Annotated in this window: 23 protein-coding genes and 1 pseudogene; 16 read left to right on the top strand and 8 right to left on the bottom strand. The window is 58.5% G+C overall.

Annotated features, from left to right (window positions below; genetic code table 11):
* The first annotated feature begins 226 nt into the window (after nucleotides 1-226).
* The 4 genes from yghU to ilvN all read left to right on the top strand — a co-directional run bounded on the left by yghU (nucleotide 227) and on the right by ilvN (nucleotide 4,840).
* Complete coding sequence (yghU, locus tag C7964_RS05010; RefSeq protein ID WP_110278609.1) at nucleotides 227-1,096, top strand: glutathione-dependent disulfide-bond oxidoreductase; 870 nt, start codon at nucleotides 227-229, stop codon at nucleotides 1,094-1,096.
* A 166-nt stretch (nucleotides 1,097-1,262) separates the two neighbouring features.
* Complete coding sequence (locus tag C7964_RS05005; RefSeq protein WP_502693561.1) at nucleotides 1,263-2,177, top strand: calcium/sodium antiporter; 915 nt, start codon at nucleotides 1,263-1,265, stop codon at nucleotides 2,175-2,177.
* A 262-nt stretch (nucleotides 2,178-2,439) separates the two neighbouring features.
* A complete protein-coding gene (locus C7964_RS05000; RefSeq protein ID WP_110278607.1) occupies nucleotides 2,440-4,194 on the top strand; it encodes an acetolactate synthase 3 large subunit in 1,755 nt (584 codons plus the stop codon).
* A gap of 79 nt (nucleotides 4,195-4,273) precedes the next feature.
* A complete protein-coding gene (ilvN, locus tag C7964_RS04995; protein ID WP_110278606.1) occupies nucleotides 4,274-4,840 on the top strand; it encodes an acetolactate synthase small subunit in 567 nt (188 codons plus the stop codon).
* An 85-nt stretch (nucleotides 4,841-4,925) separates the two neighbouring features.
* Here the strand turns inward: ilvN and C7964_RS04990 are convergent, their stop codons facing one another.
* Entirely contained in the window at nucleotides 4,926-5,168 is a 243-nt protein-coding gene (locus C7964_RS04990; protein ID WP_110278605.1) for an EF-hand domain-containing protein, read from the bottom strand.
* A gap of 330 nt (nucleotides 5,169-5,498) precedes the next feature.
* Here C7964_RS04990 and C7964_RS04985 point away from each other — a divergent pair, with 330 nt between their 5' ends.
* From C7964_RS04985 to C7964_RS04970, 4 genes are read left to right on the top strand one after another with little or no spacing between them, the layout of a single operon-like run.
* Nucleotides 5,499-6,653 (top strand): aromatic ring-hydroxylating oxygenase subunit alpha, encoded by a 1,155-nt coding sequence (locus C7964_RS04985; RefSeq protein ID WP_110278604.1) that lies wholly within the window; start codon nucleotides 5,499-5,501, stop codon nucleotides 6,651-6,653.
* A complete protein-coding gene (locus C7964_RS04980) occupies nucleotides 6,650-6,859 on the top strand; it encodes a hypothetical protein (RefSeq protein WP_110278603.1) in 210 nt (69 codons plus the stop codon). Before C7964_RS04985 ends, C7964_RS04980 begins: the two co-directional genes overlap by 4 nt.
* A 59-nt stretch (nucleotides 6,860-6,918) precedes the next feature.
* On the top strand, nucleotides 6,919-7,860 hold the full coding sequence (locus C7964_RS04975; protein WP_110278602.1) for a nucleoside hydrolase: 942 nt from the start codon (nucleotides 6,919-6,921) through the stop codon (nucleotides 7,858-7,860).
* The gene (locus C7964_RS04970) at nucleotides 7,861-9,276 is read left to right on the top strand and encodes a protein adenylyltransferase SelO (protein ID WP_110278601.1); all 1,416 of its coding nucleotides are present in this window, start codon (nucleotides 7,861-7,863) and stop codon (nucleotides 9,274-9,276) included. It begins immediately after the preceding gene.
* Here C7964_RS04970 and C7964_RS04965 read toward each other — a convergent pair.
* The 4 genes from C7964_RS04965 to C7964_RS04950 form a co-directional block, all read right to left on the bottom strand.
* Entirely contained in the window at nucleotides 9,251-10,147 is an 897-nt protein-coding gene (locus C7964_RS04965; RefSeq protein ID WP_110278600.1) for a DMT family transporter, read from the bottom strand. The two genes, C7964_RS04970 and C7964_RS04965, sit on opposite strands and share 26 nt — an antisense overlap.
* A 107-nt stretch (nucleotides 10,148-10,254) precedes the next feature.
* Nucleotides 10,255-11,220, bottom strand: coding sequence for a DUF3179 domain-containing protein (locus tag C7964_RS04960; protein ID WP_110278599.1), 966 nt, complete (start codon nucleotides 11,218-11,220; stop codon nucleotides 10,255-10,257).
* 92 nt (nucleotides 11,221-11,312) lie between these two features.
* Nucleotides 11,313-11,858 (bottom strand): peptidylprolyl isomerase, encoded by a 546-nt coding sequence (locus tag C7964_RS04955; protein WP_110278598.1) that lies wholly within the window; start codon nucleotides 11,856-11,858, stop codon nucleotides 11,313-11,315.
* Nucleotides 11,851-12,357: a peptidylprolyl isomerase gene (locus C7964_RS04950; RefSeq protein WP_110278597.1), complete on the bottom strand. Its 507-nt coding sequence runs from the start codon at nucleotides 12,355-12,357 to the stop codon at nucleotides 11,851-11,853. The genes C7964_RS04955 and C7964_RS04950 overlap by 8 nt, the downstream gene beginning before the upstream one ends.
* Nucleotides 12,358-12,489: 132 nt before the next feature.
* Between C7964_RS04950 and C7964_RS04945 the strand changes: the two genes are divergently transcribed.
* From C7964_RS04945 to C7964_RS04915, 7 genes are all read left to right on the top strand, one after another.
* Complete coding sequence (locus C7964_RS04945) at nucleotides 12,490-13,665, top strand: phosphoglycerate kinase (protein WP_110278596.1); 1,176 nt, start codon at nucleotides 12,490-12,492, stop codon at nucleotides 13,663-13,665.
* Nucleotides 13,666-13,767: 102 nt separating this feature from the next.
* Nucleotides 13,768-14,697, top strand: a complete 930-nt coding sequence (locus tag C7964_RS04940) for a class I fructose-bisphosphate aldolase (RefSeq protein ID WP_110278595.1) — start codon at nucleotides 13,768-13,770, stop codon at nucleotides 14,695-14,697.
* A 92-nt stretch (nucleotides 14,698-14,789) separates the two neighbouring features.
* The gene (locus C7964_RS04935) at nucleotides 14,790-15,611 is read left to right on the top strand and encodes a patatin-like phospholipase family protein (RefSeq protein ID WP_110278594.1); all 822 of its coding nucleotides are present in this window, start codon (nucleotides 14,790-14,792) and stop codon (nucleotides 15,609-15,611) included.
* 126 nt (nucleotides 15,612-15,737) lie between these two features.
* Nucleotides 15,738-16,037: an FtsB family cell division protein gene (locus tag C7964_RS04930; RefSeq protein ID WP_242654343.1), complete on the top strand. Its 300-nt coding sequence runs from the start codon at nucleotides 15,738-15,740 to the stop codon at nucleotides 16,035-16,037.
* Nucleotides 16,038-16,180: 143 nt separating this feature from the next.
* Nucleotides 16,181-17,191: a pyruvate dehydrogenase (acetyl-transferring) E1 component subunit alpha gene (pdhA, locus tag C7964_RS04925; protein WP_055293021.1), complete on the top strand. Its 1,011-nt coding sequence runs from the start codon at nucleotides 16,181-16,183 to the stop codon at nucleotides 17,189-17,191.
* 3 nt (nucleotides 17,192-17,194) lie between these two features.
* A complete protein-coding gene (locus C7964_RS04920) occupies nucleotides 17,195-18,559 on the top strand; it encodes a pyruvate dehydrogenase complex E1 component subunit beta (protein WP_110278593.1) in 1,365 nt (454 codons plus the stop codon).
* A gap of 12 nt (nucleotides 18,560-18,571) precedes the next feature.
* Nucleotides 18,572-19,888: a pyruvate dehydrogenase complex dihydrolipoamide acetyltransferase gene (locus tag C7964_RS04915; RefSeq protein WP_110278592.1), complete on the top strand. Its 1,317-nt coding sequence runs from the start codon at nucleotides 18,572-18,574 to the stop codon at nucleotides 19,886-19,888.
* Between the two features lie 53 nt (nucleotides 19,889-19,941).
* Here the strand turns inward: C7964_RS04915 and cysE are convergent, their stop codons facing one another.
* From cysE to C7964_RS04900, 3 genes are all read right to left on the bottom strand, one after another.
* Complete coding sequence (gene cysE, locus C7964_RS04910) at nucleotides 19,942-20,751, bottom strand: serine O-acetyltransferase (protein WP_110278591.1); 810 nt, start codon at nucleotides 20,749-20,751, stop codon at nucleotides 19,942-19,944.
* Between the two features lie 82 nt (nucleotides 20,752-20,833).
* Entirely contained in the window at nucleotides 20,834-21,127 is a 294-nt protein-coding gene (locus C7964_RS04905) for a DUF7742 family protein (protein ID WP_110278590.1), read from the bottom strand.
* Nucleotides 21,124-21,324, bottom strand: a complete 201-nt coding sequence (locus tag C7964_RS04900; RefSeq protein WP_110278589.1) for a hypothetical protein — start codon at nucleotides 21,322-21,324, stop codon at nucleotides 21,124-21,126. The genes C7964_RS04905 and C7964_RS04900 overlap by 4 nt, the downstream gene beginning before the upstream one ends.
* Before the next feature lie 42 nt (nucleotides 21,325-21,366).
* On the opposite strand from C7964_RS04900, the pseudogene C7964_RS04895 reads away from it, so the two are divergent.
* Nucleotides 21,367-21,992: pseudogene (locus C7964_RS04895) on the top strand (IS3 family transposase); the annotation flags it as partial.

Genomic DNA, 21,992 nt, shown 5'->3' with positions numbered 1-21,992 from the left:
CCAAACCACGCTATTGTAGTGAAAAACGAAACGGTGAAGCCCCGGCTCATTTTCTCCATGCGGCGGAAATATGGCTGATATTGCGGCATCCCCATTTTTTGTCATTCACTGGTTGAAAAGAGCAATCTTAGCCGGCTGTTTTGCATCTGCAGCACGCAAAGCCTTGCAGCGCCAGCAATGCGACCCACATTGAAATGAACATCAAATACCCCTGAACGGAGAAGACATGTCAGAGACCACCGCCTACACCCCGCCGAAAGTCTGGACTTGGGACGCCGAAAGCGGCGGTCAGTTTGCCAATATCAACCGCCCGATCGCAGGGCCAACACATGACAAAGACCTGCCCGTCGGCAAGCACCCGCTGCAACTGCACTCGCTTGCCACGCCGAACGGGGTCAAAGTGACCGTCATGCTCGAAGAGCTGCTGGCCGCGGGCCATACCGCCGAATATGACGCCTGGCTGATCAACATTCAGGAAGGCGACCAATTCAGCAGCGGGTTTGTGGATGTGAACCCCAACTCCAAGATCCCTGCCCTGTTCGACAAGGAAACCGGCGTGCGTGTGTTCGAAAGTGGCGCGATCCTGCTCTATCTGGCCGAGAAATACGGGGCGTTCCTGCCCAAAGACGTGGCGGAACGTACAGAGACGCTCAACTGGCTGTTCTGGCTGCAAGGCTCGGCGCCCTATCTTGGCGGCGGCTTTGGCCATTTCTACGCCTATGCTCCGGAGAAATTCGAGTATCCCATCAACCGCTTCGCGATGGAGGCCAAGCGCCAGCTTGATGTGCTGAACCAGCGGCTTGAAGACTGCGAATATCTGGGGGGCGACAGCTATTCGATTGCCGACATGGCCACAGCACCCTGGTATGGCGCGCTGGTCAAAGGCCTTGTCTATGATGCGGCTGAATTCCTTGATGTCGCCTCCTATGAACACGTCAACCGCTGGGCAGATGCGGTGATGAACCGTCCCGCCTATTTGCGCGGCAAGATGGTGAACCGCGCATGGGGTGATCCGGCCGAGCAGTTGCGCGAACGCCATGATGCAGGCGATTTCGAGACGCAAACGTGGGACAAGATCGGGACCGAGGAAAGCTGATTGGCAAAGGCTTTCACACTTGCCCGAAACAAGACCTGCACAGGGTCTTTGTTTCGGGGAAGTGCCCGCCCGCCAAAAGTGAAACCTGCGGGATAATTATTTTCGGCCTCCACTTGTAAACGCCCGCGCGGCGGCTTCTCTACACAAAAGCAGGGGGCGCGTGATGCTGACATATCTTATTCTGGTTTTCGGGCTGGCAGCCCTCTTTTTTGGCGGCGATATGCTGGTCAAAGGGGCCAGCGGCCTTGCCCTGCGGTTCGGGCTCTCGCCCATGGTGATCGGGCTGACCGTGGTGGGCTTCGGCACCTCTGCGCCTGAACTGCTTGTGTCGTTGAACGCAGCCCTTGGCGGGCAATCCGGTATCGCGATCGGGAATGTCGTAGGCTCCAACATCGCCAATACCCTGCTGATCCTCGGGCTGGCCGCCGTGCTGGCCCCTATCGTTGTCAATTTCAAAACCCTCCGGCGCGATCTGGGCTGGATGATTGCAGCCACGCTTGCGCTACCGCTTGTGCTTTGGTCCGGCGAAATTGGACGGATTGAAGGGTTGGTATTGGTCGCAGGTCTTGCGGTGTTCCTGGTCACCAGTCTGCAATCCGGCGGACATATCCCTGATGAAATCACCCCCGCAGGTTCGTTGGGGCGCGGTGTGGTGTTTACGCTTGGCGGGCTTGTCACACTCATGGTCGGCGCCCATTACCTTGTGCAAAGCGCCACCATCATCGCCCGCGATTTCGGCGTGTCCGAGGCGATGATCGGGTTGAGCATCGTAGCCGTCGGCACCTCTTTGCCTGAACTGGCAACCACCGTCACCGCCGTGATCCGCGGGCAACGGGATATCGCGATCGGCAATGTGATCGGGTCCAATATTTTCAATGTATTGGGCATTCTGGGTTTAACGGCATTGGTCACGCCAATCCCTGTCGCTGCGCGCTTTGTTGCGGTTGATATGCCGTTCCTGCTGGGCCTGACCGCAATCACCCTCGGACTATTGTGGCTGACCGGCAGACTGGGGCGGATCACCGGAACACTCATGCTTATCGTCTATGCCACATACCTGTTGTCGACAGCCAATCTCTGACCCTGCAAAACGCCTTTTGAAAGAAAGTTGCAAAAAACCGCTCCGAAACGACATTTTCTCCATTCCGGCGGTTGACCCCCCTTTTCCCGCGCACTAATGTCCGCCCAAGCAAAAGGAACCCCGATGACACACGTCGTACTAATTGTGAGAAACACGCGCATGGGCCGGTAACGGTAAATCCATAACGATCCCATGCGCCCCCGACACACTCGGGGGTTTTTTTGTGACTAAAGAAACCAGATACGCGAAGGACGCGAGACAGATGACAAAGACCATGACGGGCGCAAAAATGGTTGTTCAAGCACTGATTGATCAGGGCGTGGACACAGTCTTTGGATACCCCGGTGGTGCGGTCCTACCGATCTATGACGAGATTTTTCAGCAAAACAGCATCAAACACGTGCTGGTGCGCCATGAACAGGGCGCGGTGCACGCGGCGGAAGGCTATGCACGTTCCACCGGCAAACCCGGTGTGGCGCTGGTCACCTCCGGCCCCGGTGCTACAAACGCTGTCACAGGTCTGACCGATGCGTTGATGGACAGTATTCCGATCATCGTGCTGACAGGTCAGGTGCCGACCTTCATGATCGGCTCTGATGCGTTTCAGGAATGCGACACCGTCGGCATCACCCGCCCCTGCACAAAACACAACTGGCTGGTCAAAGAGACCGACAAACTGTCGTCCGTCCTGCACGAGGCGTTCCACATCGCCACGTCCGGCCGCCCCGGCCCTGTTGTGATCGACATTCCCAAGGACGTGCAATTCGCCACCGGCAAATACACCGAGGCGCGGCAGGTCGAGACCCATTACAACCCGCAGGTCAAAGGTGACATGGAAATGATCACCGAACTGGCCGAGGCGATGGAAACCGCCAAACGCCCTGTGTTCTATACCGGCGGCGGTGTCATCAACTCGGGCCCTGCGGCCAGCCAACTGCTGCGCGAACTGGTTGCCGAAACCGGTTTTCCGATCACATCCACGTTGATGGGTCTGGGCTGTTATCCCGCATCCGGTGATAACTGGCTGGGCATGCTGGGCATGCACGGGCTTTATGAGGCGAACATGGCGATGCACGACTGCGACCTGATGATCAACATCGGCGCACGTTTTGACGACCGGATTACCGGACGGCTCGATGCATTCAGCCCCGGCTCAACCAAGGCGCATATCGACATCGACGCGTCCTCCATCAACAAGGTGATCAAGGTCGATATCCCGATTTTGGGTGATGTGGCGCATGTGCTGGAAGACCTGCTGAATGTCTGGAAATCCCGCGGTCGCAAGACCAACAAAGAGGCGGTCCAGAAATGGTGGGGTCAGATCAACGAATGGCGCAAGGTGGACTGTCTGAAGTTCGAACAAAAGGGCAAGGTCATTAAACCGCAATACGCCCTGTCGCGCCTGCAAGAGCTGACAAAGAATCACGACCGTTACATTTGCACCGAAGTGGGCCAGCACCAGATGTGGGCCGCGCAATACCTTGATTTCGAGGATCCGAACCGCTGGATGACATCTGGTGGTCTGGGCACGATGGGTTACGGTTTCCCTGCGTCCATCGGTGTGCAGATGGGCCACCCTGATGCGCTGGTGATCAACGTGGCCGGTGAGGCCTCATGGCTGATGAACATGCAAGAGCTGGGCACGGCGATGCAGTATAAACTGCCCGTCAAACAGTTCATCCTGAACAACGAACGTCTGGGCATGGTGCGCCAGTGGCAGGAGTTGCTGCATGGCGAGCGGTATTCCTCAAGCTGGTCAGAATCGCTGCCTGATTTCGTGAAACTGGCCGAGGCATTTGGCGCCAAAGGTATCATCTGCTCCGACCCCGATGATCTGGATGATGCGATCATGGAGATGCTGAACCACGACGGGCCGGTCCTGTTCGACTGTCTGGTGGAAAAGCACGAGAACTGCTTCCCGATGATCCCGTCAGGCAAACCCCATAACGAGATGCTTTTGGGCGAAAACGCCGATACAGCCAACGCAATCAAATCTGACGGCGCGGTGATGGTGTAAGCACATCTGTCTGCACGCATTGTGTACAGGGTGTGTACGCCCTGTGTACCGGAAAAATAACGACTAAAGGGACAAACACATGTCACCGCTAAAAATCAAAAAAGGCTCGACCAGCCACTCCGCCTATGACCTACGGCCCACCTTTTCCGATAAGGAAGAGCGGCACACGCTGGCGGTTCTTGTTGAAAACGAACCGGGAGTTCTATCGCGCGTCATCGGGCTTTTTGCGGGCCGCGGCTATAACATCGACAGCCTGACCGTGGCCGAGGTGGACCATCTGGGCCACCGCTCGCGCATTACCATTGTCACCAGCGGCACACCGCAGATCATCGTGCAGATCAAGGCGCAACTGGGCCGGATCGTGGATGTGCACAAGGTCAACGACCTGACGGTTGAGGGCCCGTCTGTTGAACGCGAACTGGCGCTCTTCAAGGTGCAGGGCACCGGCGAACATCGGATCGAGGCCATTCGTCTTGCCGATATCTTCCGCGCAAGTGTGGTGGATAGCACATTGGAATCATTCGTTTTCGAGATCACCGGCACATCTGAAAAGATCGACGCCTTCGCCGAATTGATGCAGCCTTTGGGCCTGACAGAAATCGCACGCACCGGCGTGGCAGCACTCGCGCGCGGCTCCGTCGCCTAAGCGCAATCCCCCGCGCCCGATTGGGGCATGACGCGAGGGACGCGTCGTTGCGCCGGACCAGAGGCAGGACCGGCGCGAACAGACTTTAGGCTGGCAGAAGACCCGCTTCTGTCGCCGCGGCAATCTCGTCTACATCCAGCAGGCCGTCGCCGGATGTATCGAGTGCCGCGAAATCATCTTCGGACATTTCAGGCATCACCGCCTGAACTTCCGGATAGCTGTACATGCCATCGCCGTTGATATCGATATCGGCGCTTTGGGCAAAGCCGGGAACAGCCAGCGCAGTAAGTACGGCAATTGGTGCAATCAGCTTAAGTGTACGTGTCATTTTTCGTTCTCCTATAAGGACATGAAGAAGGCTTTGCTGCCTTCGCCGTCACAATTGGTCGTCCTTGCGCAACCATTCCATAGGCAGGCCGCAAAAGACAGTATTCCAGCGCCGTTGCGCCAAATTCTGGGTCAGTGATGCGCTAAAGCACGCTGACAATCCGGCACGCCAAACCCACCGGCAACAGATCACCTAGGCACTCTGCGCGAAATGGCAATCTTTGGCGCATGATGGCCAGCAATGTCGCTGGGGGAAAATCCGCCGTCGCGGTCAGACCGAATCTTTGGCCGGTCCCTGTGCTAGGGTTTTGTCACAATGAGGATGTGACCCATGGCCAAAGACATTTCCCCCCAGGCACTCGACGCGGTACGCCAGCCGATCGAGACAGCCAATGGTTTGCCCAACGCGCACTATATCGACCCTGCCGTCTTCGAGATTGAAAAACAGGCCGTACTTTGTGCCAACTGGGCCGGCCTTGCCGTCGCGTCGGACGTGCCCGAAGCGGGCGATGCGAAACCGATGGAATTTCTGGGTATGCCGCTATTGCTGGTGCGCGACCGTGCGGGTCAGGTCCGTGTGTTCCAGAACATCTGCCGCCATCGCGGGATGATCCTTGTGGCCGAACCGCGCAAGATCGAAGGCGCGATCCGCTGCCCCTATCATTCGTGGTGTTACTCCACCGAAGGCAAACTGGTTTCGACCCCCCATGTGGGCGGCCCCGGTCACAACACCCATGAGGCGATCGACAAATCGCTGCTGGGGCTGATCGAGGTGCGCAGCCATATCTGGTTCGACACGGTCTTTATCAACATGAGCGGCAATGCCGCCCCCTTTGAGGAAGTCCACGCCGATCTGATCGCCCGCTGGTCCGCCTTTGACCAGCCGATGTATCATGGTGGGACGGACAGCACCTTTACCCTTGATGTCAAAACCAACTGGAAGCTGGCGGTCGAGAATTATTGCGAGAGCTATCACCTGCCGTGGGTCCACCCCGGCCTGAACAGCTATTCGCGGCTGGAGGATCACTACAACATCAACGAGAAAGGCAAATTCTCGGGCCAAGGCACGCTGGTTTACCGGCAGCTGACGGGTGACGATGGCGCAGTATTCCCAGATTTTACGGGACTTGACGCGCAATGGACCGAAGGTGGCGAATATCTGACCGTCTTTCCAAACGTCCTGCTGGGCGTGCAGCGCGACCATGCCTTTGTGATCGTGCTGGAACCTGTGAGCCACGCGCAAACGCGCGAGCATATCCACCTTTACTATGCTGCACCGCAAACCGATGACGCCTTGCGCGCAAAGAACGCGGCGCAATGGAAGGTGGTTTTCGAGGAAGATATCTTCGTGGTCGAAGGCATGCAAAAGGGCCGCTATGCGCCCGGTTTTGACGGTGGCCGGTTCAGCCCCGCGATGGACGGCCCCACGCATTGCTTCCACGATTGGGTGGCGGAAAAAGTCGCGGCGCATCTAGCGACCCCATGACGCCACTCCAAGATCGCCTGCTTGACGCACACGCCCGCGATGACCGCGCAGCGCTGGTTGGACTATATACCGAGGCAGCGGATGCGGCCCCTGATCTGGACGCCGCCTGTTTCTACCTGACCCACGCCTATATCTACGCGCTTGAAAAGGGCGATCCCGCCGCAGAGCAACTTTATCGCCGCCTGAAGGCGCAAGGGCGCGTCTAGCCCCTTGCCCCTGCCCGCCCTTCACCCCAGTTTAGGGGTAAGCAAGACAGGACAAATACATGGCACCGCGCAAAATCATTATCGACACAGACCCCGGACAAGACGACGCGGTGGCGATCCTGCTCGCCCTCGCATCGCCCGAGGATATCGAGGTGCTGGGGATCACGGCAGTGGCGGGCAACGTGCCCCTGCCCCTGACCGAAAAGAACGCGCGGATTGTTTGCGAACTGGCAGGCAAGCCTGATACCAAGGTCTTTGCCGGGTGCGATGCACCCATGAAGCGCAAACTGGTCACAGCGGAGCATGTGCACGGGAAAACCGGCCTTGACGGCCCGCAGATGGACGACCCCACAATGCCCTTGCAAGAGCAGCACGCGGTGGACTTCATTATTGAGACCCTGCGGCGCGAACCCAGCGGCACTGTCACCCTGTGCCCCATCGGCCCGCTGACCAATATCGCAACCGCCTTTGAACGCGCACCCGATATTATCGAACGCGTGCAGGAGATCGTCCTGATGGGCGGTGCCTATTTCGAGGTTGGCAACATCACACCCACCGCCGAGTTCAACATCTATGTTGATCCCGAGGCCGCCAAGATCGTTTTTGGTGCAGGTGTGCCGCTGGTCGTGATGCCGCTGGATGTGACGCATAAGGCGCTGACCACGCATAACCGCATCGACGCCTTCCGGTCCATGCACACAAAGGTCGGCGATATGGTGGCCGCCTGGACCGATTTCTTTGAACGCTTCGACATGGAGAAATACGGGTCCGAAGGCGCGCCGCTGCATGACCCCTGCACCATCGCCTATCTGATCGAACCGCAGCTTTTTGCAGGGCGTCATATCAATGTGGAAATCGAGACCGAGGCGGAACTCACCCTTGGCATGACCGTGGCCGACTGGTGGCGCGTCACCGACCGCCCCGCCAATGCGCTGTTCATGAAGGATATCGATGCCTCGGGCTTTTACGCATTGCTGGCGGCAAGACTGGCGCGTCTTTAAATGCGTATTCCTTTTGACAATTCCTACGCGCAATTGCCGCCGCAGATGTACACGGCGCAACTGCCGACACCGGTGAAAGCCCCGCAGGTGATTGCAACAAATGCGGCACTTGCCACGATCCTCGGGATTGATCCTGCTGATCTGGCCGCACCGGATGCCGCACAGGTCTTTGCAGGCAACCATATCCCCGACGGGGCCGCCCCGCTTGCGCAGGTCTATGCCGGTCACCAATTCGGCAACTGGAACCCGCAGCTAGGTGACGGGCGCGCGGTGCTCCTCGGTGAGGTTGTGAGCACAGACGGCATCCGCCGCGATATCCAGCTCAAGGGCGCTGGCCCCACACCCTATTCACGCAGCGGCGACGGGCGCGCGTGGCTGGGGCCTGTGATGCGCGAATACCTTGTCTCCGAGGCGATGCATGCGATGGGTGTGCCCACAACCCGCGCGCTGGCCGCTGTGACCACCGGCGAAGACGTCTACCGCGAAGAACGCCTGCCCGGTGCTGTCATCTCCCGTGTGGCCCAAAGCCATATCCGTGTCGGCACATTCCAGTTCTTCGCCAGCCGTGGCGATATGCAGGCGCTGCAAGCGCTGACGGACCACGTCATCGCGCGGCACTACCCCGACGCGACCGGCCCTGCGGACCTGCTTGACCTGGTGATCGCCCGCTATGCCAAGCTGATCGCGCAATGGATGGGGCTGGGATTCATTCACGGGGTCATGAACACAGATAACGTCTCAATCGCAGGCGAGACCATTGATTACGGGCCTTGCGCCTTCATGGACGGGTTCCACCCCGATAGTGTCTTCAGCGCAATCGACCAATACGGACGTTACGCCTATTCCAACCAGCCCGGGATCGGCACGTGGAACATGGCGCAGTTTGCGACTGCTCTCATCCCGCTGATGCCGGACCGTGACGCGGCGATTGAAGACTTTACAGCCGCTGTGCACCGTATGCCCGCGCTCTATGAAGAGGCCTGGCTGTCTGTCTTTGGCGCAAAACTGGGGATCGCCAATCCGGTTGAGGAAGATCGCGTACTGATCACCGATCTGCTTGATCTCATGGCCAAGAATGGCGCGGATTTCACCAATACATTCGCCAATCTGGATGCAGCCAATGCCCGCGATCAGTTCATTAACCGTGATGCCTTTAATACGTGGGCCGCGCGGTGGCAACCGCGCAAGGCAGCGGACGCAGCGACGATCATGGCGCGGGCCAATCCGCAGATCATCCCGCGCAACCACCGTATTGAAGAGGTTATTCAGGCAAGCCGCACCGGCGATTATGCGCCGTTCCACGCGCTACTGGCAGCAGTCACAGCACCCTATGCGCCGTTGACCGAAACGACCGCCCAGTTCGCGCGCGCGCCCAGCAAGGACGAAATGGTTACGCGGACCTTCTGCGGGACTTAGGCCGGTTCACCATCAGGATCCCGATGGCAACAAGGATCAGAGCTATGATCAGATTGGGGCCAACTTCTTCGCCCAGCAACAGCCAGCCAAGCGCCACCGTCAGCACCGGTGACAAAAAGCTGAACGAAGCAACACCGGAGGCGGGATAGATCGACAAAAGCCAGAGCCAGAAGATAAAACCCGCGCTGACCACCACAACGATCTGAAACGCCAGTCCCGCGATATGGATGGGCGCGATGTCACGGATCAAAGGACCGAAAAAGAGTGCGGCAAACAACAAAAGCGGCGCTGACACCCCAACCTGCCACATCAACTGGATTTCAGGACGCACCCGCGACAGCGACGAGGCTTTGGCGATCATCGCGGTGACGGCCCAACCGATAGCGGCCCCCAAAGCTGCCAGATCGCCCCAGAAACTGCCCACACCATCATCACGGGTCAGGATGGCAATCGCGACCCCCACAAGAGCAAGCCCAAGGCCAACGGCTTTGACCGGCGTGATCTTGTCGTCAGGCATGATGAAATGCGCAATGATCGCAAGCCAGACCGGCATGGAATAGAAGATCACAGAAGCGCGGCTGACCGCCGTCAGATCGAGGGCCACAAAGAGACACAGAAACTCGAAAGCAAAGACGCAACCGACAGCAAAGCCCGCAGCCCGCGTGCCCTTTTCAAAACGCAAGGGAATGCCGCGCCAGCGCAGCCAGAGCCAGATACAGATCACCGCCCCCGCCGAACGCAGCCCTGCAAAGAACACAGGCTGCAACCCGCCGTTTGTGACTTTGATGACCACCTGATTGAAGGCCAGCAAAAGAGCAAAACTTGTGAGTGCCACAGCACCGAAGAGATCAATCTGGGATTTCTTTTCCATCCGCGCAGATCATGCGCGCATCGCCCCCATGTCAAGCGAAACCCTATGACTTTCCATGTCCCTTCAAACTTCCGCCGGAGGCAGCAACCGCGCAGACCGGCACAAGGCTAGTTGCCGATCATCCACATCCCCTCGGGCCAGAAGGCGTGGAACGCAAAAGCAAACAGCACATCATGCGGCAGATCATTGCCCGCGTCGTCGCGCACCCGCACATTGCCCACGTCCCGACCTGCGCTGATGTCGGCACTGTCCAGCGCCGAGGCCTGCCCCGCTAACCACGACAGGGTCACCCCCGCTTCGCTCAGGGTGCCGGCCTCTGCCAGCCGGGTCAGTGGCCACGCCCGATCACCGACGCGCACCACACGCGCGAGGGCGGGGATGTCATGGGGTGGCATTTCACCGGAATAGAGGAACGGGCGATACGCGCTGTCATAGCGCACATAGGGGTTGGCCCCGTAGTTGCGGTTAAACGCCGGTTCTTCCATCACCAAGCCTTCGGGATTGCGGCTTGCAAAAGTTTCCCAGCTTTCCATCCAGCTGGGCAGACTGATCAGGTCTGCACCAGTCAGCTCGCCTACAATCGCCTCGCCTGTGGCCTGTTGCCACCAGCTTTCTGTTTCGCGGTCATACATGATCATATCGGAATTGCGCAGCTTGCCCGACACGCCGAAGCTGAGCGTTCGGTTTGCGGTGCGCCGGTCAAAGGTGATGCCGGAATTACACAAGGGACAAAAGGTGACAGCGACAGGCATGTCGCCGACCACGTCGTTGACGATCTCGTGCCATGTCAGATAGCGGATCGGATAGGCGCGCGGCGTCTCGCCTGCAATCTCAAGGGTGATGACCGGTTCGCGCGGCGTCAGACCCGTTTTGTCGGCGACAGTGACGAACGCAGGATTATCGAGTGCCGGAATACCGTCTTTCGGCGGACCGCCCGAGATAACCTCGACCCAGCTTTCGACGCTTGTCGTTTCAAAATCGGTGTTGGGCCATTCAAAGGCCCAGAATTCCGGGCTTGCCGCAGACATGGTCGCAGCAGTGCAGAATGCTAGAAACGTAGGGAAAATGCGCATCGGTCTCTCCTGACAGTTGCCCGCAGGGTGTCCGATTGTGTAGTTTGCGCCTAGCCCCCTCGCGGAGTTGTGAGGAGGCTAGGCCTATATCGTTACTCGGTCACGCGCACGGCGGCCATCATATCCGGCTGGCCGATCACGGCGCCATTGGCACCGGTGCCGCGCTTGATCTGGTCAACCAGCTCCATGCCTTCGGTGACTTCGCCCACAACGGTATATTGCCCGTTCAGGAAATAGCCCGGCTCGAACATGATGAAGAACTGGCTGTTGGCCGAATTGGGGTTCTGCGCGCGGGCCATGCCCACGACCCCGCGTTCGAAGGGAATGTCCGAGAATTCGGCAGGAATATCCGCGAATTCAGAGCCGCCAGTACCCGCACGGGACAGGTCCATGCCCATCACGCCGTTTTCCACGTCACCTGTTTGTGCCATGAAGCCGTCGATCACACGGTGAAAGACCACGCCATCGTAGCTGCCTGCTTCGGCAATAGCAGTGATCTGGGCCACATGCAGTGGCGCTGTGTCCTCGAAGAGGTCGATGACAATCGTGCCGTTGGCCTCGCCCGCAATGTCGATTTCCAAGCCTGCGCTGAGCGCAGGGGTGGCCAGCACAGCAAATACAGCAGCGTACTTAAACATCGGCAGCGACCTTGACGCTGATCATGCGGTCAGGGTTCATCGGCGGCTCGCCGCGGACGATGGCATCGACGTGCTCCATCCCTGCGATAACCTGCCCGTAAACGGTATACTGGCCGTTCAGGAAGTCGTTATCCTTGAAGTTGATGAAGAACTGGCTGTTGGCCGAGTTCGGGTTCGCCGAACGCGCCGCACCCAGCGATCCGCGCGCATGCGGGATCTTGGAAAATTCGGCAGGCAGATCAGGCAGGTCGGAGCCGCCGGTGCCCGCGCGGCCGATGTTGAAATTCTCTTCCATATTGCCGTTGGCCACGTCGCCTGTCTGCGCCATGAAACCGTCGATGACCCGATGAAAACAGACGTTGTCATATTTGCCAGCGCGCGCCAGCTCTTTCATGCGGGCGGTGTGGGCGGGGGCCACATCCGGCAGCAGCTGGATAGTCACGTCGCCGCCTTTGAGTGTCATAATGATCGTGTTTTCGGGGTCTTTGATCTCGGCCATGGGGCGCTCCTTAAACTTTTGTTCGGACCTGACATATGATCCCTTGCGACGATTGCCAAGCGGGTCTGGTTGACGCGGGCGCGAGATTGCCGCAACACCATTGCGAAACCTCTGACGCACAGGAGCATGAAGATGGCTTGGAAGACACTTGACGACATGGATTTTGCGGGCAAACGCGCCTTGGTGCGTGTGGATATCAACGTGCCAGTCGAGAATGGCGTCGTGACCGACACGACCCGCATTGAACGGATCATACCCACAGTTGATGATATTCAGGAAAAAGGCGGCAAGGTCATCCTGATGGCGCATTTCGGCCGCCCGAAAGGCCAGGTCGTGCCCGAGATGTCGTTGGAACACATCGCCCCTGCGGTCGCCGATGTCCTGGGCCTGCCGGTGACATGGGTCAATTCAGACTATGCAGATGCCGTGGCAGAGATGGAAGATGATGAGGTTCTGCTCTTGGAAAACCTGCGCTTCAACCCCGGTGAAGAAAAGAACGACGCAGACTTTGCCAAACGTCTGGCAAGCCTTGGTGATATCTACGTCAATGATGCGTTTTCAGCAGCCCACCGCGCCCATGCCAGCACCGAAGCGATCGCACGGCTTTTGCCGTCTTGCGCGGGCCGTTTGATGGCGGAAGAACTGGGCGCTTTGGAAAAGGCGCTTGGCACCCCAGAACGCCCAGTGGTCGCTGTGGTCGGCGGCGCGAAAGTGTCTACGAAACTTGACCTGCTGGGCAATCTGGTGGGCAAGGTCGATCATCTGGTGATCGGTGGCGGGATGGCGAATACCTTTCTGGCCGCGCAAGGCATCAATGTGGGCAAATCCCTTTGCGAACATGATCTGGCCGACACCGCGCGCGATATTCTAGCCAAGGCAGAGGCAGCGGGCTGCGAGATCATCCTGCCGCGTGACATTGTGGTGGCGCGCGAATTCAAGGCGGGTGCCGCAAATGAAACGGTCGCCCCTGATGCCTGTCCGGCAGACGCGATGATCCTTGATGCGGGGCCTGCGACAGTCGCTTATATTTCCGAGGTTCTCGAAAAGGCGAAGACACTTGTCTGGAACGGGCCTTTGGGGGCGTTTGAAATTGCGCCTTTCGATGCGGCAACCAACGCAGCGGCGGCGAAGGCGGCGAAACTCTCCAAGGCAGGCAAGCTGATCTCGGTGGCCGGTGGCGGTGATACCGTGGCGGCACTGAATCAGGCGGGGGCTGCGGATGATTTCACCTATATTTCCACCGCCGGTGGTGCCTTTCTGGAATGGATGGAAGGCAAGGAATTGCCCGGCGTGGCCGCACTTGGCTAACTGTTTGCGATAACATCCTGCCCGGTTGCGCTAACACATTTGCAACCGGGCACGCAGCCCCCTATCGGTCAGGTAACGCTGTTCAGCCACAAGGGGCCCATCATGAAAACCACCCGCACCGTTCAGAAAATCCTTGCCAACTACGAAGGCGAAACGCCGGGTGTGAAGGCCAATCTGGCGCGCATTCTGATGAACGGCAAACTGGGTGGCACGGGCAAGATGATTATCCTGCCCGTCGATCAGGGGTTCGAGCACGGCCCTGCCCGCTCTTTCGCTCCGAACCCGCCCGCCTATGACCCGCATTATCACTATCAACTGGCGATTGACGCGGGCCTGAACGCCTATGCAGCACCTCTGGGCATGATCGAGGCCGGGGCAGACACCTTTGCGGGGCAGATCCCGACGATCCTCAAGGTCAACTCGGCCAATTCGCTGATCCCTGACGCCGCCCCCAAAACCCAAGCTATTACAGCGTCTGTCGATGATGCGCTGCGGCTTGGCTGTTCTGCCATCGGCTTTACGGTCTACCCCGGCTCATCTGCAGCGCTGGATATGTTCGGCGACATCGCCGAAATGCGCCGCGAAGCCGCCGCGAAAGGCATTGCGACCGTCATCTGGTCCTATCCGCGCGGTGAGGCGCTGGACAAGGACGGCGAAACCGCCATTGATATCGGCGCCTATGCGGCACAGATCGCGGCCCTTCTTGGCGCGCATATCATCAAGATCAAGCTTTCGACCGATCATCTGAGCCTTGGCGAGGCCAAGAAGGTCTATGAGGCGCAGGGCATCGACGTGGCGACCCAAGCAGCCCGCGTGCGCCATTGTGTGCAAAGCGCCTTTGACGGACGGCGTTTGATGGTCTTTTCGGGCGGTGCAGCCAAAGGTGCCGATGCGGTTTATGATGATGCGCGTGCGATCCGTGATGGCGGTGGCAACGGGTCCATCATCGGGCGGAATTCGTTCCAGCGGGACCGCGCCGATGCGCTGGCGATGCTGAACAAACTGGTCGAGATCTATCGCGGCAAGGACTAGGCTACACGCCGCAACACGCCCGTTTCCCTGCGCTGTTGATTGCCTTATGACCTGAGCAGATAAATTCTGCGGCTAAGACAAGGACAGACATCATGCATTCAATTGCACTCGCATTGGGGGCGGGCGGCGCGCGCGGACTGGCGCATATTCACGCGGTCCGTGCGTTTGATGAATTGGGCATCAAACCAAAGGCAGTCGCCGGCACCTCGATGGGGTCGATCATCGGGGCCGCCGCCTGCGCGGGTATGTGCGCCGACGCGATCACCGACCATGTCTTTGGCAAGATCAGCAATCCTCTTTCGCTGATCAATGATGCCTTCAAAACCCGCGCAACCAGCCTGAAGCGGTTTTTCGAGGAAGGTGGACCGCGTATCGGCGAGCTGAACCTTGAACGCATTCTTGACGTTGTATTGCCGGATGCGATTCCCGAAACCTTCGCGGAACTGGCAACCCCTTTGAAAATCGCGGCGACTGATTTCTATGGCCAACGCACCGCCGTGTTCGTTGACGGGCCTCTGCTCTCTGCGATGGCTGCCTCGGCTGCCATGCCTGCGGTGTTCCTGCCTGTCGCGCGCAACGGCCGCTTCCACATTGATGGCAGCGCCACGAATCCCTGCCCGCTGGATCTTGTGCAGGATGACGCGGATCATGTGATCGCCATTGACGTATCAGGCGGCACAAGCGGCGATCCCAAAGAACGCCCGAGCAAGATTGATGCGGTCTACGGGTCCAACCAGATGATGCAGATGTCGATCGTTCAGAACACGGCAATGCAATACCCTGAAACGGTATTGCTGCGCCCGCCCGTCGATAGTTATCGCGCGCTGGATTTGTTGAAGGCGAAAGAAATCCTCAACCAGACGGCGGCGCTCTGCGAGCAGGTAAAGCACGAGATTGACCGCCTGAGCGCGTAACGGCCGCCCAAGCCCCGAAAACGCAAGAAATTAACTGGTTTGTTGCATTTAAGGGATTCCCTTTGCGAATCAGATATGCGATTCTGCTTTTAGTCACCCGCCAGAGGTGACGTTTGAGGCAGACCTATGATCCGACGCGGCCGCACACAACTTGGTGCATTGTTTTACTTCCTCGGCATGATCATGCTGGGGCTGTATTTCACATTTGCCGCCGTTCAGGGCGACTACGGACTATTCAAGCGGATCGAAGTGCGTGCCGAGGGTGATGCCTTGGCGGTTGAGCTGGCGGCACTTGAAGACGAGGTTGCACGGATGGAAAACCTGACCATGCGCCTGTCTGACAATTTCCTTGATCTGGACCTTCTCGACCAACAGGCGCGCGATGTCTTGGGCATGATCCGCGCCGATGAAATCGTCATTCGCTAAAATTTCCTGACATTCGACTGGCGCAACACAGCTATTCCACTCACGCTTGACGAAGGGTCACTTTGACTCTCGCATTTGTTCGGGGCATGCTTTAGTAGATAGTTTAATACTAAACTAAATACGAAACCGCTGGAGGATAGCACATGCCGCCCAAGAAGGCCGCCGCGAAACCCAACGTCTCAGCCGAGGAACTGCTGGGACATTACCGTGAAATGCTGTTGATCCGGCGATTTGAGGAAAAGGCGGGCCAGTTGTACGGCATGGGCCTGATCGGCGGTTTCTGCCACCTCTATATCGGGCAGGAAGCGGTAGTCGTGGGCCTTGAGGCTGCAGCCGAGGAAGGCGACAAGCGCGTCACATCCTATCGCGACCACGGCCATATGCTGGCCTGTGGCATGGACCCCAAGGGGATTATGGCCGAACTGACAGGCCGCGAGGGTGGTTTTTCCAAAGGCAAAGGCGGCTCGATGCACATGTTCTCGAAAGAGAAGCATTTCTATGGCGGCCACGGGATTGTGGCGGCGCAGGTGCCACTCGGCGCCGGTCTGGCCTTTGCGGATAAATACAAAGGCAACGGACGCGTCACATTCACCTACTTCGGTGATGGTGCAGCCAACCAGGGTCAGGTTTATGAGACCTACAACATGGCCGAGCTGTGGGACCTGCCCGTCGTTTTCGTGATCGAGAACAACCAGTATGCCATGGGCACCTCGGTACAGCGTTCGACCAAGTCTCCGTCACTTTGGGAACGCGGTGCGGCTTACGGCATCCCCGGCGAGGAAGTGGACGGAATGAACGTTCTGGCCGTGAAAGAGGCAGGCGAGCGCGCTGTTGCCCACTGCCGGGCAGGCAAAGGCCCATACATTCTGGAGGTGAAAACATACCGTTATCGCGGCCACTCCATGTCGGACCCGGCGAAATACCGGACCCGCGAGGAAGTGCAGAAGATGCGCGACGAGCGTGACCCGATCGAGCAGATCCGCGATATGCTGCTGACCGGCAAACATGCGACGGACGATGACCTCAAGGCCATCGACAAGGAAATCAAAGCCATCGTGAACGAGGCCGCAGAGTTTTCGAAAGAAAGCCCCGAGCCTGCCTTGGACGAGCTTTGGACAGATATCTACGCAACCGAAATTCCGCAGGAGGCTTAAGGAATGGCAACCGAAATTCTTATGCCCGCCCTCTCGCCCACGATGGAAGAAGGCACATTGGCCAAATGGCTTGTCAAAGAGGGCGACACTGTCTCCTCGGGCGACATCATGGCCGAGATTGAAACCGACAAAGCCACGATGGAATTCGAGGCCGTTGACGAAGGCGTGGTTGGCAAGATCCTGATCGCCGAAGGCACGGAAGGGGTGAAAGTGAACACACCTATCGCGATTCTTGTGGAAGAAGGCGAGGACGTGCCCGCCGCTGATGCGGCCCCTGCTGCCGAGGCCAAAGAAGAAGCGGCACCTGTCCCGACGAAGGCGCCTGCTGTTGCTGCACCTGCGGCACCAGTTGCGGATGCGACGCCTGACTGGGATGCAGATGTCGAGGTCAAGCAAACCACCGTGCGTGAAGCCCTGCGCGATGCGATGGCCGAAGAGATGCGCCGTGATCCCGACGTGTTCCTGATGGGTGAAGAAGTTGCCGAGTATCAGGGTGCCTATAAGATCTCACAAGGTCTGCTGGATGAATTCGGCGCCAAGCGCGTGATCGACACGCCTATTACCGAGCACGGTTTTGCAGGTATTGGTGTGGGTGCCGCCTTTGGCGGACTGAAGCCGATTGTCGAATTCATGACATTCAACTTCGCCATGCAAGCCATTGATCACATTATCAACTCTGCCGCCAAGACGCTCTATATGTCGGGCGGTCAGATGGGTGCCCCCATGGTGTTCCGTGGACCCAACGGTGCCGCTGCCCGCGTCGGTGCGCAGCACTCTCAGGATTATGCGGCATGGTATATGCAGATCCCCGGTCTGAAGGTTGTGATGCCCTACTCGGCGTCCGATGCCAAAGGTCTGATGAAGACCGCGATCCGCGACCCCAACCCTGTGATCTTCCTTGAGAATGAAATCCTTTACGGCAAATCATTCGATGTGCCTGTTATGGATGACTTCACCATTCCGTTCGGCAAGGCCAAGATCGAGCGCGCAGGCGATGATGTGACCATCGTATCCTTCGGGATCGGTATGACCTATGCGCTGGCGGCTGCTGAAAAGCTGGCCGAAGAGGGCATCAACGCCGAGGTGATCAACCTGCGCACCCTCCGTCCGATGGACACGGCGACAATCCTGAATTCCGTGCGCAAGACCAACCGCTGTGTCACCGTTGAAGAAGGCTGGCCGCAAGGCAGCGTCGGCGGCTATATCAGCAGTGTGATCATGCAAGAGGCGTTCGATTACCTCGATGCGCCGGTGATCACCTGCACAGGTAAGGACGTCCCGATGCCCTATGCTGCCAACCTTGAAAAACACGCTTTGGTGACCGCTGATGAGGTTGTCGATGCCTGTAAAAAAGTAACCTACCGTTAAGGAGACCGCGCAATGCCAACAGAAATCCTGATGCCTGCCCTGTCCCCCACGATGGAGGAAGGCACGCTGGCCAAATGGCACGTCAAAGAGGGGGACAAAGTGTCCTCTGGCGATATCATGGCCGAAATCGAGACCGACAAAGCCACGATGGAGTTCGAGGCGGTGGACGAAGGTGTGATGGGCAAGATCATCGTGCCCGAAGGCACCGAAGGCGTGAAGGTCAACGATGTGATCGCCGTGCTGCTGGAAGATGGTGAAAGCGCGGATGATATCGGTGACGTTTCGTCCGGTTCATCCGCCGCTGAAGCGCCGTCTTCACCTGAACCCGCGCCGAGTGCCGCACCAGCGGCCGAGAAGCCTGCGGCGGCCCCTGCCGCGCCGACAAAGGACGGCGAGCGGATCTTTGCAACGCCGCTGGCGCGCCGGATTGCTGCCGATAAGGGCCTTGATCTGACACAGATCAGTGGCTCCGGTCCGCATGGCCGGATCGTCAAGGCCGATGTGGAGAACGCGACTGCCACACCCAAGGCTGCGGCACCTGCGGCCAAGGCCGATGCGCCTGCGCCCGCAGCTTCTGCCGGTGCAGCAATGGCCGCTGGTCCTTCAACCGATGCTGTGCTGAAGACCTATGCGGATCGTCCGTTCGAAGAGGTCAAGCTTGACGGGATGCGCAAGACGATTGCCGCCCGTCTGACCGAGGCCAAGCAATCCGTGCCGCATTTCTATCTGCGCCGCGATATCCAGCTGGACGCGCTGATGAAATTCCGCGCCCAGTTGAACAAACAGCTTGAGCCCCGTGGCGTGAAGTTGTCGGTCAACGACTTCATCATCAAGGCCTGCGCGCTTGCCTTGCAGCAGGTGCCCGATGCGAATGCGGTTTGGGCCGGTGACCGGACGCTGAAGTTCGAGAAATCCGACGTGGCGGTCGCTGTCGCCATCGAAGGCGGGCTCTTTACTCCGGTGCTGAAAGACGCCGAGATGAAGTCGCTCTCTGCCCTTTCAGCCGAGATGAAAGACCTCGCCACACGTGCCCGCGACCGCAAACTGGCACCGCATGAATACGCAGGCGGCAGCTTTGCGATCTCGAACCTCGGGATGTTCGGCATCGACAACTTTGATGCGATCATCAACCCGCCACACGCGGCCATTCTCGCGGTCGGTGCCGGCGTGAAAAAGCCGATTGTCGGGGCTGACGGCGAATTGACCGTGGGCACAGTCATGTCGACGACACTGTCGGTTGATCACCGTGTGATTGACGGGGCCCTGGGTGCGAACCTGCTCAATGCGATCAAGGACAACCTTGAAAACCCGATGACGATGCTGGCATAAACTGCTGATATAAAGGTAGAAAAAGGGCGGCCCACTTATTGGGCCGTCCTTCTTTATTTCACCGTCTTCAAAATCTGGTCCATGCTGAGCGCCGGCTGGGAACAGCCTGCCTCGCCCACGATCTTGGCGGGCACACCAGCCACCGTTTTCATCGGCGGCACTTCTTCGAGCACCACAGACCCTGCGGCGATCCGGCTGCAATGGCCGACTTTGATGTTGCCAAGCACTTTCGCCCCGGCCCCGATCAGCACGCCGTCGCCGATCTTGGGGTGGCGGTCATCGTCCTCTTTGCCGGTGCCGCCCAAGGTGACGGAATGCAGCATCGACACGTTATCGCCCACAACAGCGGTTTCGCCGACAACGATGGAATGAGCGTGGTCGATCATGATCCCCTGCCCGATCCTCGCAGCCGGGTGGATATCGACGCCGAACATCTCGCTTGTGCGCATCTGGATGAAATAGGCCAGATCCTTGCGGTTATGCTGATAAAGCCAATGTGCCAGACGATAGCACTGCACCGCTTGATACCCTTTGAAAAACAGCAAGGGTTTCATAAAGCGGTGGCAGGCCGGATCACGGTCATAGGTCGCCACAAGATCGGCGCGCGCCGCTGCAACCAGATCGGGCGATACGACATAGGCCTGATCTGCGATTTCACGCAGAATCTGCTCGGACATTTCGCGCGACGCGAGCTTCATCGAAATGCGGTAGGCCAGCGCGCCTTCAAAGGATTTATGATGCAGGATACCCGAATAGATCAGCCCGCCCATAAGCGGCTCTGCATCAATGGCCGCCTCTGCCTCTTGGCAGATGCGTTGCCAGACCGGATCAAACTCGGTGACACTGGGGTTTGGACGCGCCATGGCACTTACCTCGCTGCTTGTTGGTCATCTGTCTAAAGCAGATAGGGCCTTCAAGCCAAGAACAAAGCTGTGATGGTGTGTGTCACTGAATTTGATGCATGAAATATCCGCGCAGTTCCTTTGCGGCGATGACGAACGCGTGCAGAGCATCCGGCCCCAGCGCCGCAGGACGCGGCGCAACCGCCCTGCGCAGGGCACAGGACATGAGCGTGCCGGTCCCGAAAAGCGGGTGCGGTCTACCATTTGCAAGGCGGTATCTGTCGGCAAGCGCGGCCTTTGCGATCATGTCCCGCATGACCGCCGCGCGTTCTTCTGGCGCAATCAGCGCCAAGGCACGCGCGGCGGTTTCGATGTCGGCCAGATGAAGCGGCCTCACAGGTAGCGCTCGATTTGCGCTGTCAGCCCAGCGCCAAAACGGTCAGAGAGTTGCGCGACCTCTATTGTGTAAAAGCCGGAGCCGATATCGTTGCCGAGATCGGCAGCCGCGTAGGTCCACTGCGCCGTTGCAACGATCTGCTCGCGGCGCAGCTGGCCGGACTTGTAGATGCGCAGGCGGTAGTGATCCTCCCCCACTGAAGTGGTCCTCCGCTAGGTTTAGGAAAACAGAGGAAACACATGGCCAACAAGCGACCAAAGCCGGAAGAGATTGTCACAAAGTTACGGCATGTTGAGGTTCTGACGGGGCAAGGCATGCCGCGTCTGGATGCAATCCGCCAGATTGGTGTGACTGAACAAACGTTCCACCGCTGGAAGAAGAAATACGGTGGAATGGGCACGGATCAATTGAAGGAACTGAAGCGTTTACAGAAAGAGAACGAGCGGCTGAGAAGGGCCGTATCGGATCTGACGCTGGACAAATTGATTTTGGCGGAGGCAGCAAAGGGAAACTTCTAAGCCCCGCTCGTTGCCGTGCTTGCATTGATCGTGTTCGTGCTGAGTTGATTGTCTCGGAGCGTCGCGCTTGCCGCGTTCTAAGACAACATCGATCCACACAGCGCAAGGTACCAGTTGGTCGCCCAGACGAAGAACGTTTGGTGGCTGATATGATCGAGTTGACCCGGCAATACGGCCGCTACGGCTATCGTCGGATCGCAGCGATGCTGAGAGATGCAGGCTGGCATGTGAATGACAAGCGCGTTGAGCGATTATGGCGGCGGGAGGGGCTGAAAGTGCCAATGAAACAACCGAAGAAGGGGCGGCTATGGCTGAATGACGGATCGTGCGTTCGATTGCGGCAAGAA

The sequence above is a fragment of the Loktanella sp. PT4BL genome, from assembly GCF_003201935.1.
In the GTDB taxonomy this organism is placed as follows: domain Bacteria; phylum Pseudomonadota; class Alphaproteobacteria; order Rhodobacterales; family Rhodobacteraceae; genus Yoonia.
The sequence above is the reverse complement of the archived record's forward strand: the minus strand, read 5'-3'. Positions and strand labels throughout refer to the sequence as shown.

Excerpts from the sequence above, each read along its gene's own strand:
- yghU (WP_110278609.1), top strand. The coding sequence starts at position 227 with ATGTCAGAGACCACCGCCTACACCCCGCCGAAAGTCTGGACTTGGGAC.
- C7964_RS05000 (WP_110278607.1), top strand. The coding sequence starts at position 2,440 with ATGACAAAGACCATGACGGGCGCAAAAATGGTTGTTCAAGCACTGATT.
- ilvN (WP_110278606.1), top strand. The coding sequence starts at position 4,274 with ATGTCACCGCTAAAAATCAAAAAAGGCTCGACCAGCCACTCCGCCTAT.
- C7964_RS04990 (WP_110278605.1), bottom strand. The coding sequence starts at position 5,168 with ATGACACGTACACTTAAGCTGATTGCACCAATTGCCGTACTTACTGCG.
- C7964_RS04985 (WP_110278604.1), top strand. The coding sequence starts at position 5,499 with ATGGCCAAAGACATTTCCCCCCAGGCACTCGACGCGGTACGCCAGCCG.
- C7964_RS04980 (WP_110278603.1), top strand. The coding sequence starts at position 6,650 with ATGACGCCACTCCAAGATCGCCTGCTTGACGCACACGCCCGCGATGAC.
- C7964_RS04975 (WP_110278602.1), top strand. The coding sequence starts at position 6,919 with ATGGCACCGCGCAAAATCATTATCGACACAGACCCCGGACAAGACGAC.
- C7964_RS04970 (WP_110278601.1), top strand. The coding sequence starts at position 7,861 with ATGCGTATTCCTTTTGACAATTCCTACGCGCAATTGCCGCCGCAGATG.
- C7964_RS04965 (WP_110278600.1), bottom strand. The coding sequence starts at position 10,147 with ATGGAAAAGAAATCCCAGATTGATCTCTTCGGTGCTGTGGCACTCACA.
- C7964_RS04960 (WP_110278599.1), bottom strand. The coding sequence starts at position 11,220 with ATGCGCATTTTCCCTACGTTTCTAGCATTCTGCACTGCTGCGACCATG.
- C7964_RS04955 (WP_110278598.1), bottom strand. The coding sequence starts at position 11,858 with ATGTTTAAGTACGCTGCTGTATTTGCTGTGCTGGCCACCCCTGCGCTC.
- C7964_RS04950 (WP_110278597.1), bottom strand. The coding sequence starts at position 12,357 with ATGGCCGAGATCAAAGACCCCGAAAACACGATCATTATGACACTCAAA.
- C7964_RS04945 (WP_110278596.1), top strand. The coding sequence starts at position 12,490 with ATGGCTTGGAAGACACTTGACGACATGGATTTTGCGGGCAAACGCGCC.
- C7964_RS04940 (WP_110278595.1), top strand. The coding sequence starts at position 13,768 with ATGAAAACCACCCGCACCGTTCAGAAAATCCTTGCCAACTACGAAGGC.
- C7964_RS04935 (WP_110278594.1), top strand. The coding sequence starts at position 14,790 with ATGCATTCAATTGCACTCGCATTGGGGGCGGGCGGCGCGCGCGGACTG.
- C7964_RS04930 (WP_242654343.1), top strand. The coding sequence starts at position 15,738 with ATGATCCGACGCGGCCGCACACAACTTGGTGCATTGTTTTACTTCCTC.
- pdhA (WP_055293021.1), top strand. The coding sequence starts at position 16,181 with ATGCCGCCCAAGAAGGCCGCCGCGAAACCCAACGTCTCAGCCGAGGAA.
- C7964_RS04920 (WP_110278593.1), top strand. The coding sequence starts at position 17,195 with ATGGCAACCGAAATTCTTATGCCCGCCCTCTCGCCCACGATGGAAGAA.
- C7964_RS04915 (WP_110278592.1), top strand. The coding sequence starts at position 18,572 with ATGCCAACAGAAATCCTGATGCCTGCCCTGTCCCCCACGATGGAGGAA.
- cysE (WP_110278591.1), bottom strand. The coding sequence starts at position 20,751 with ATGGCGCGTCCAAACCCCAGTGTCACCGAGTTTGATCCGGTCTGGCAA.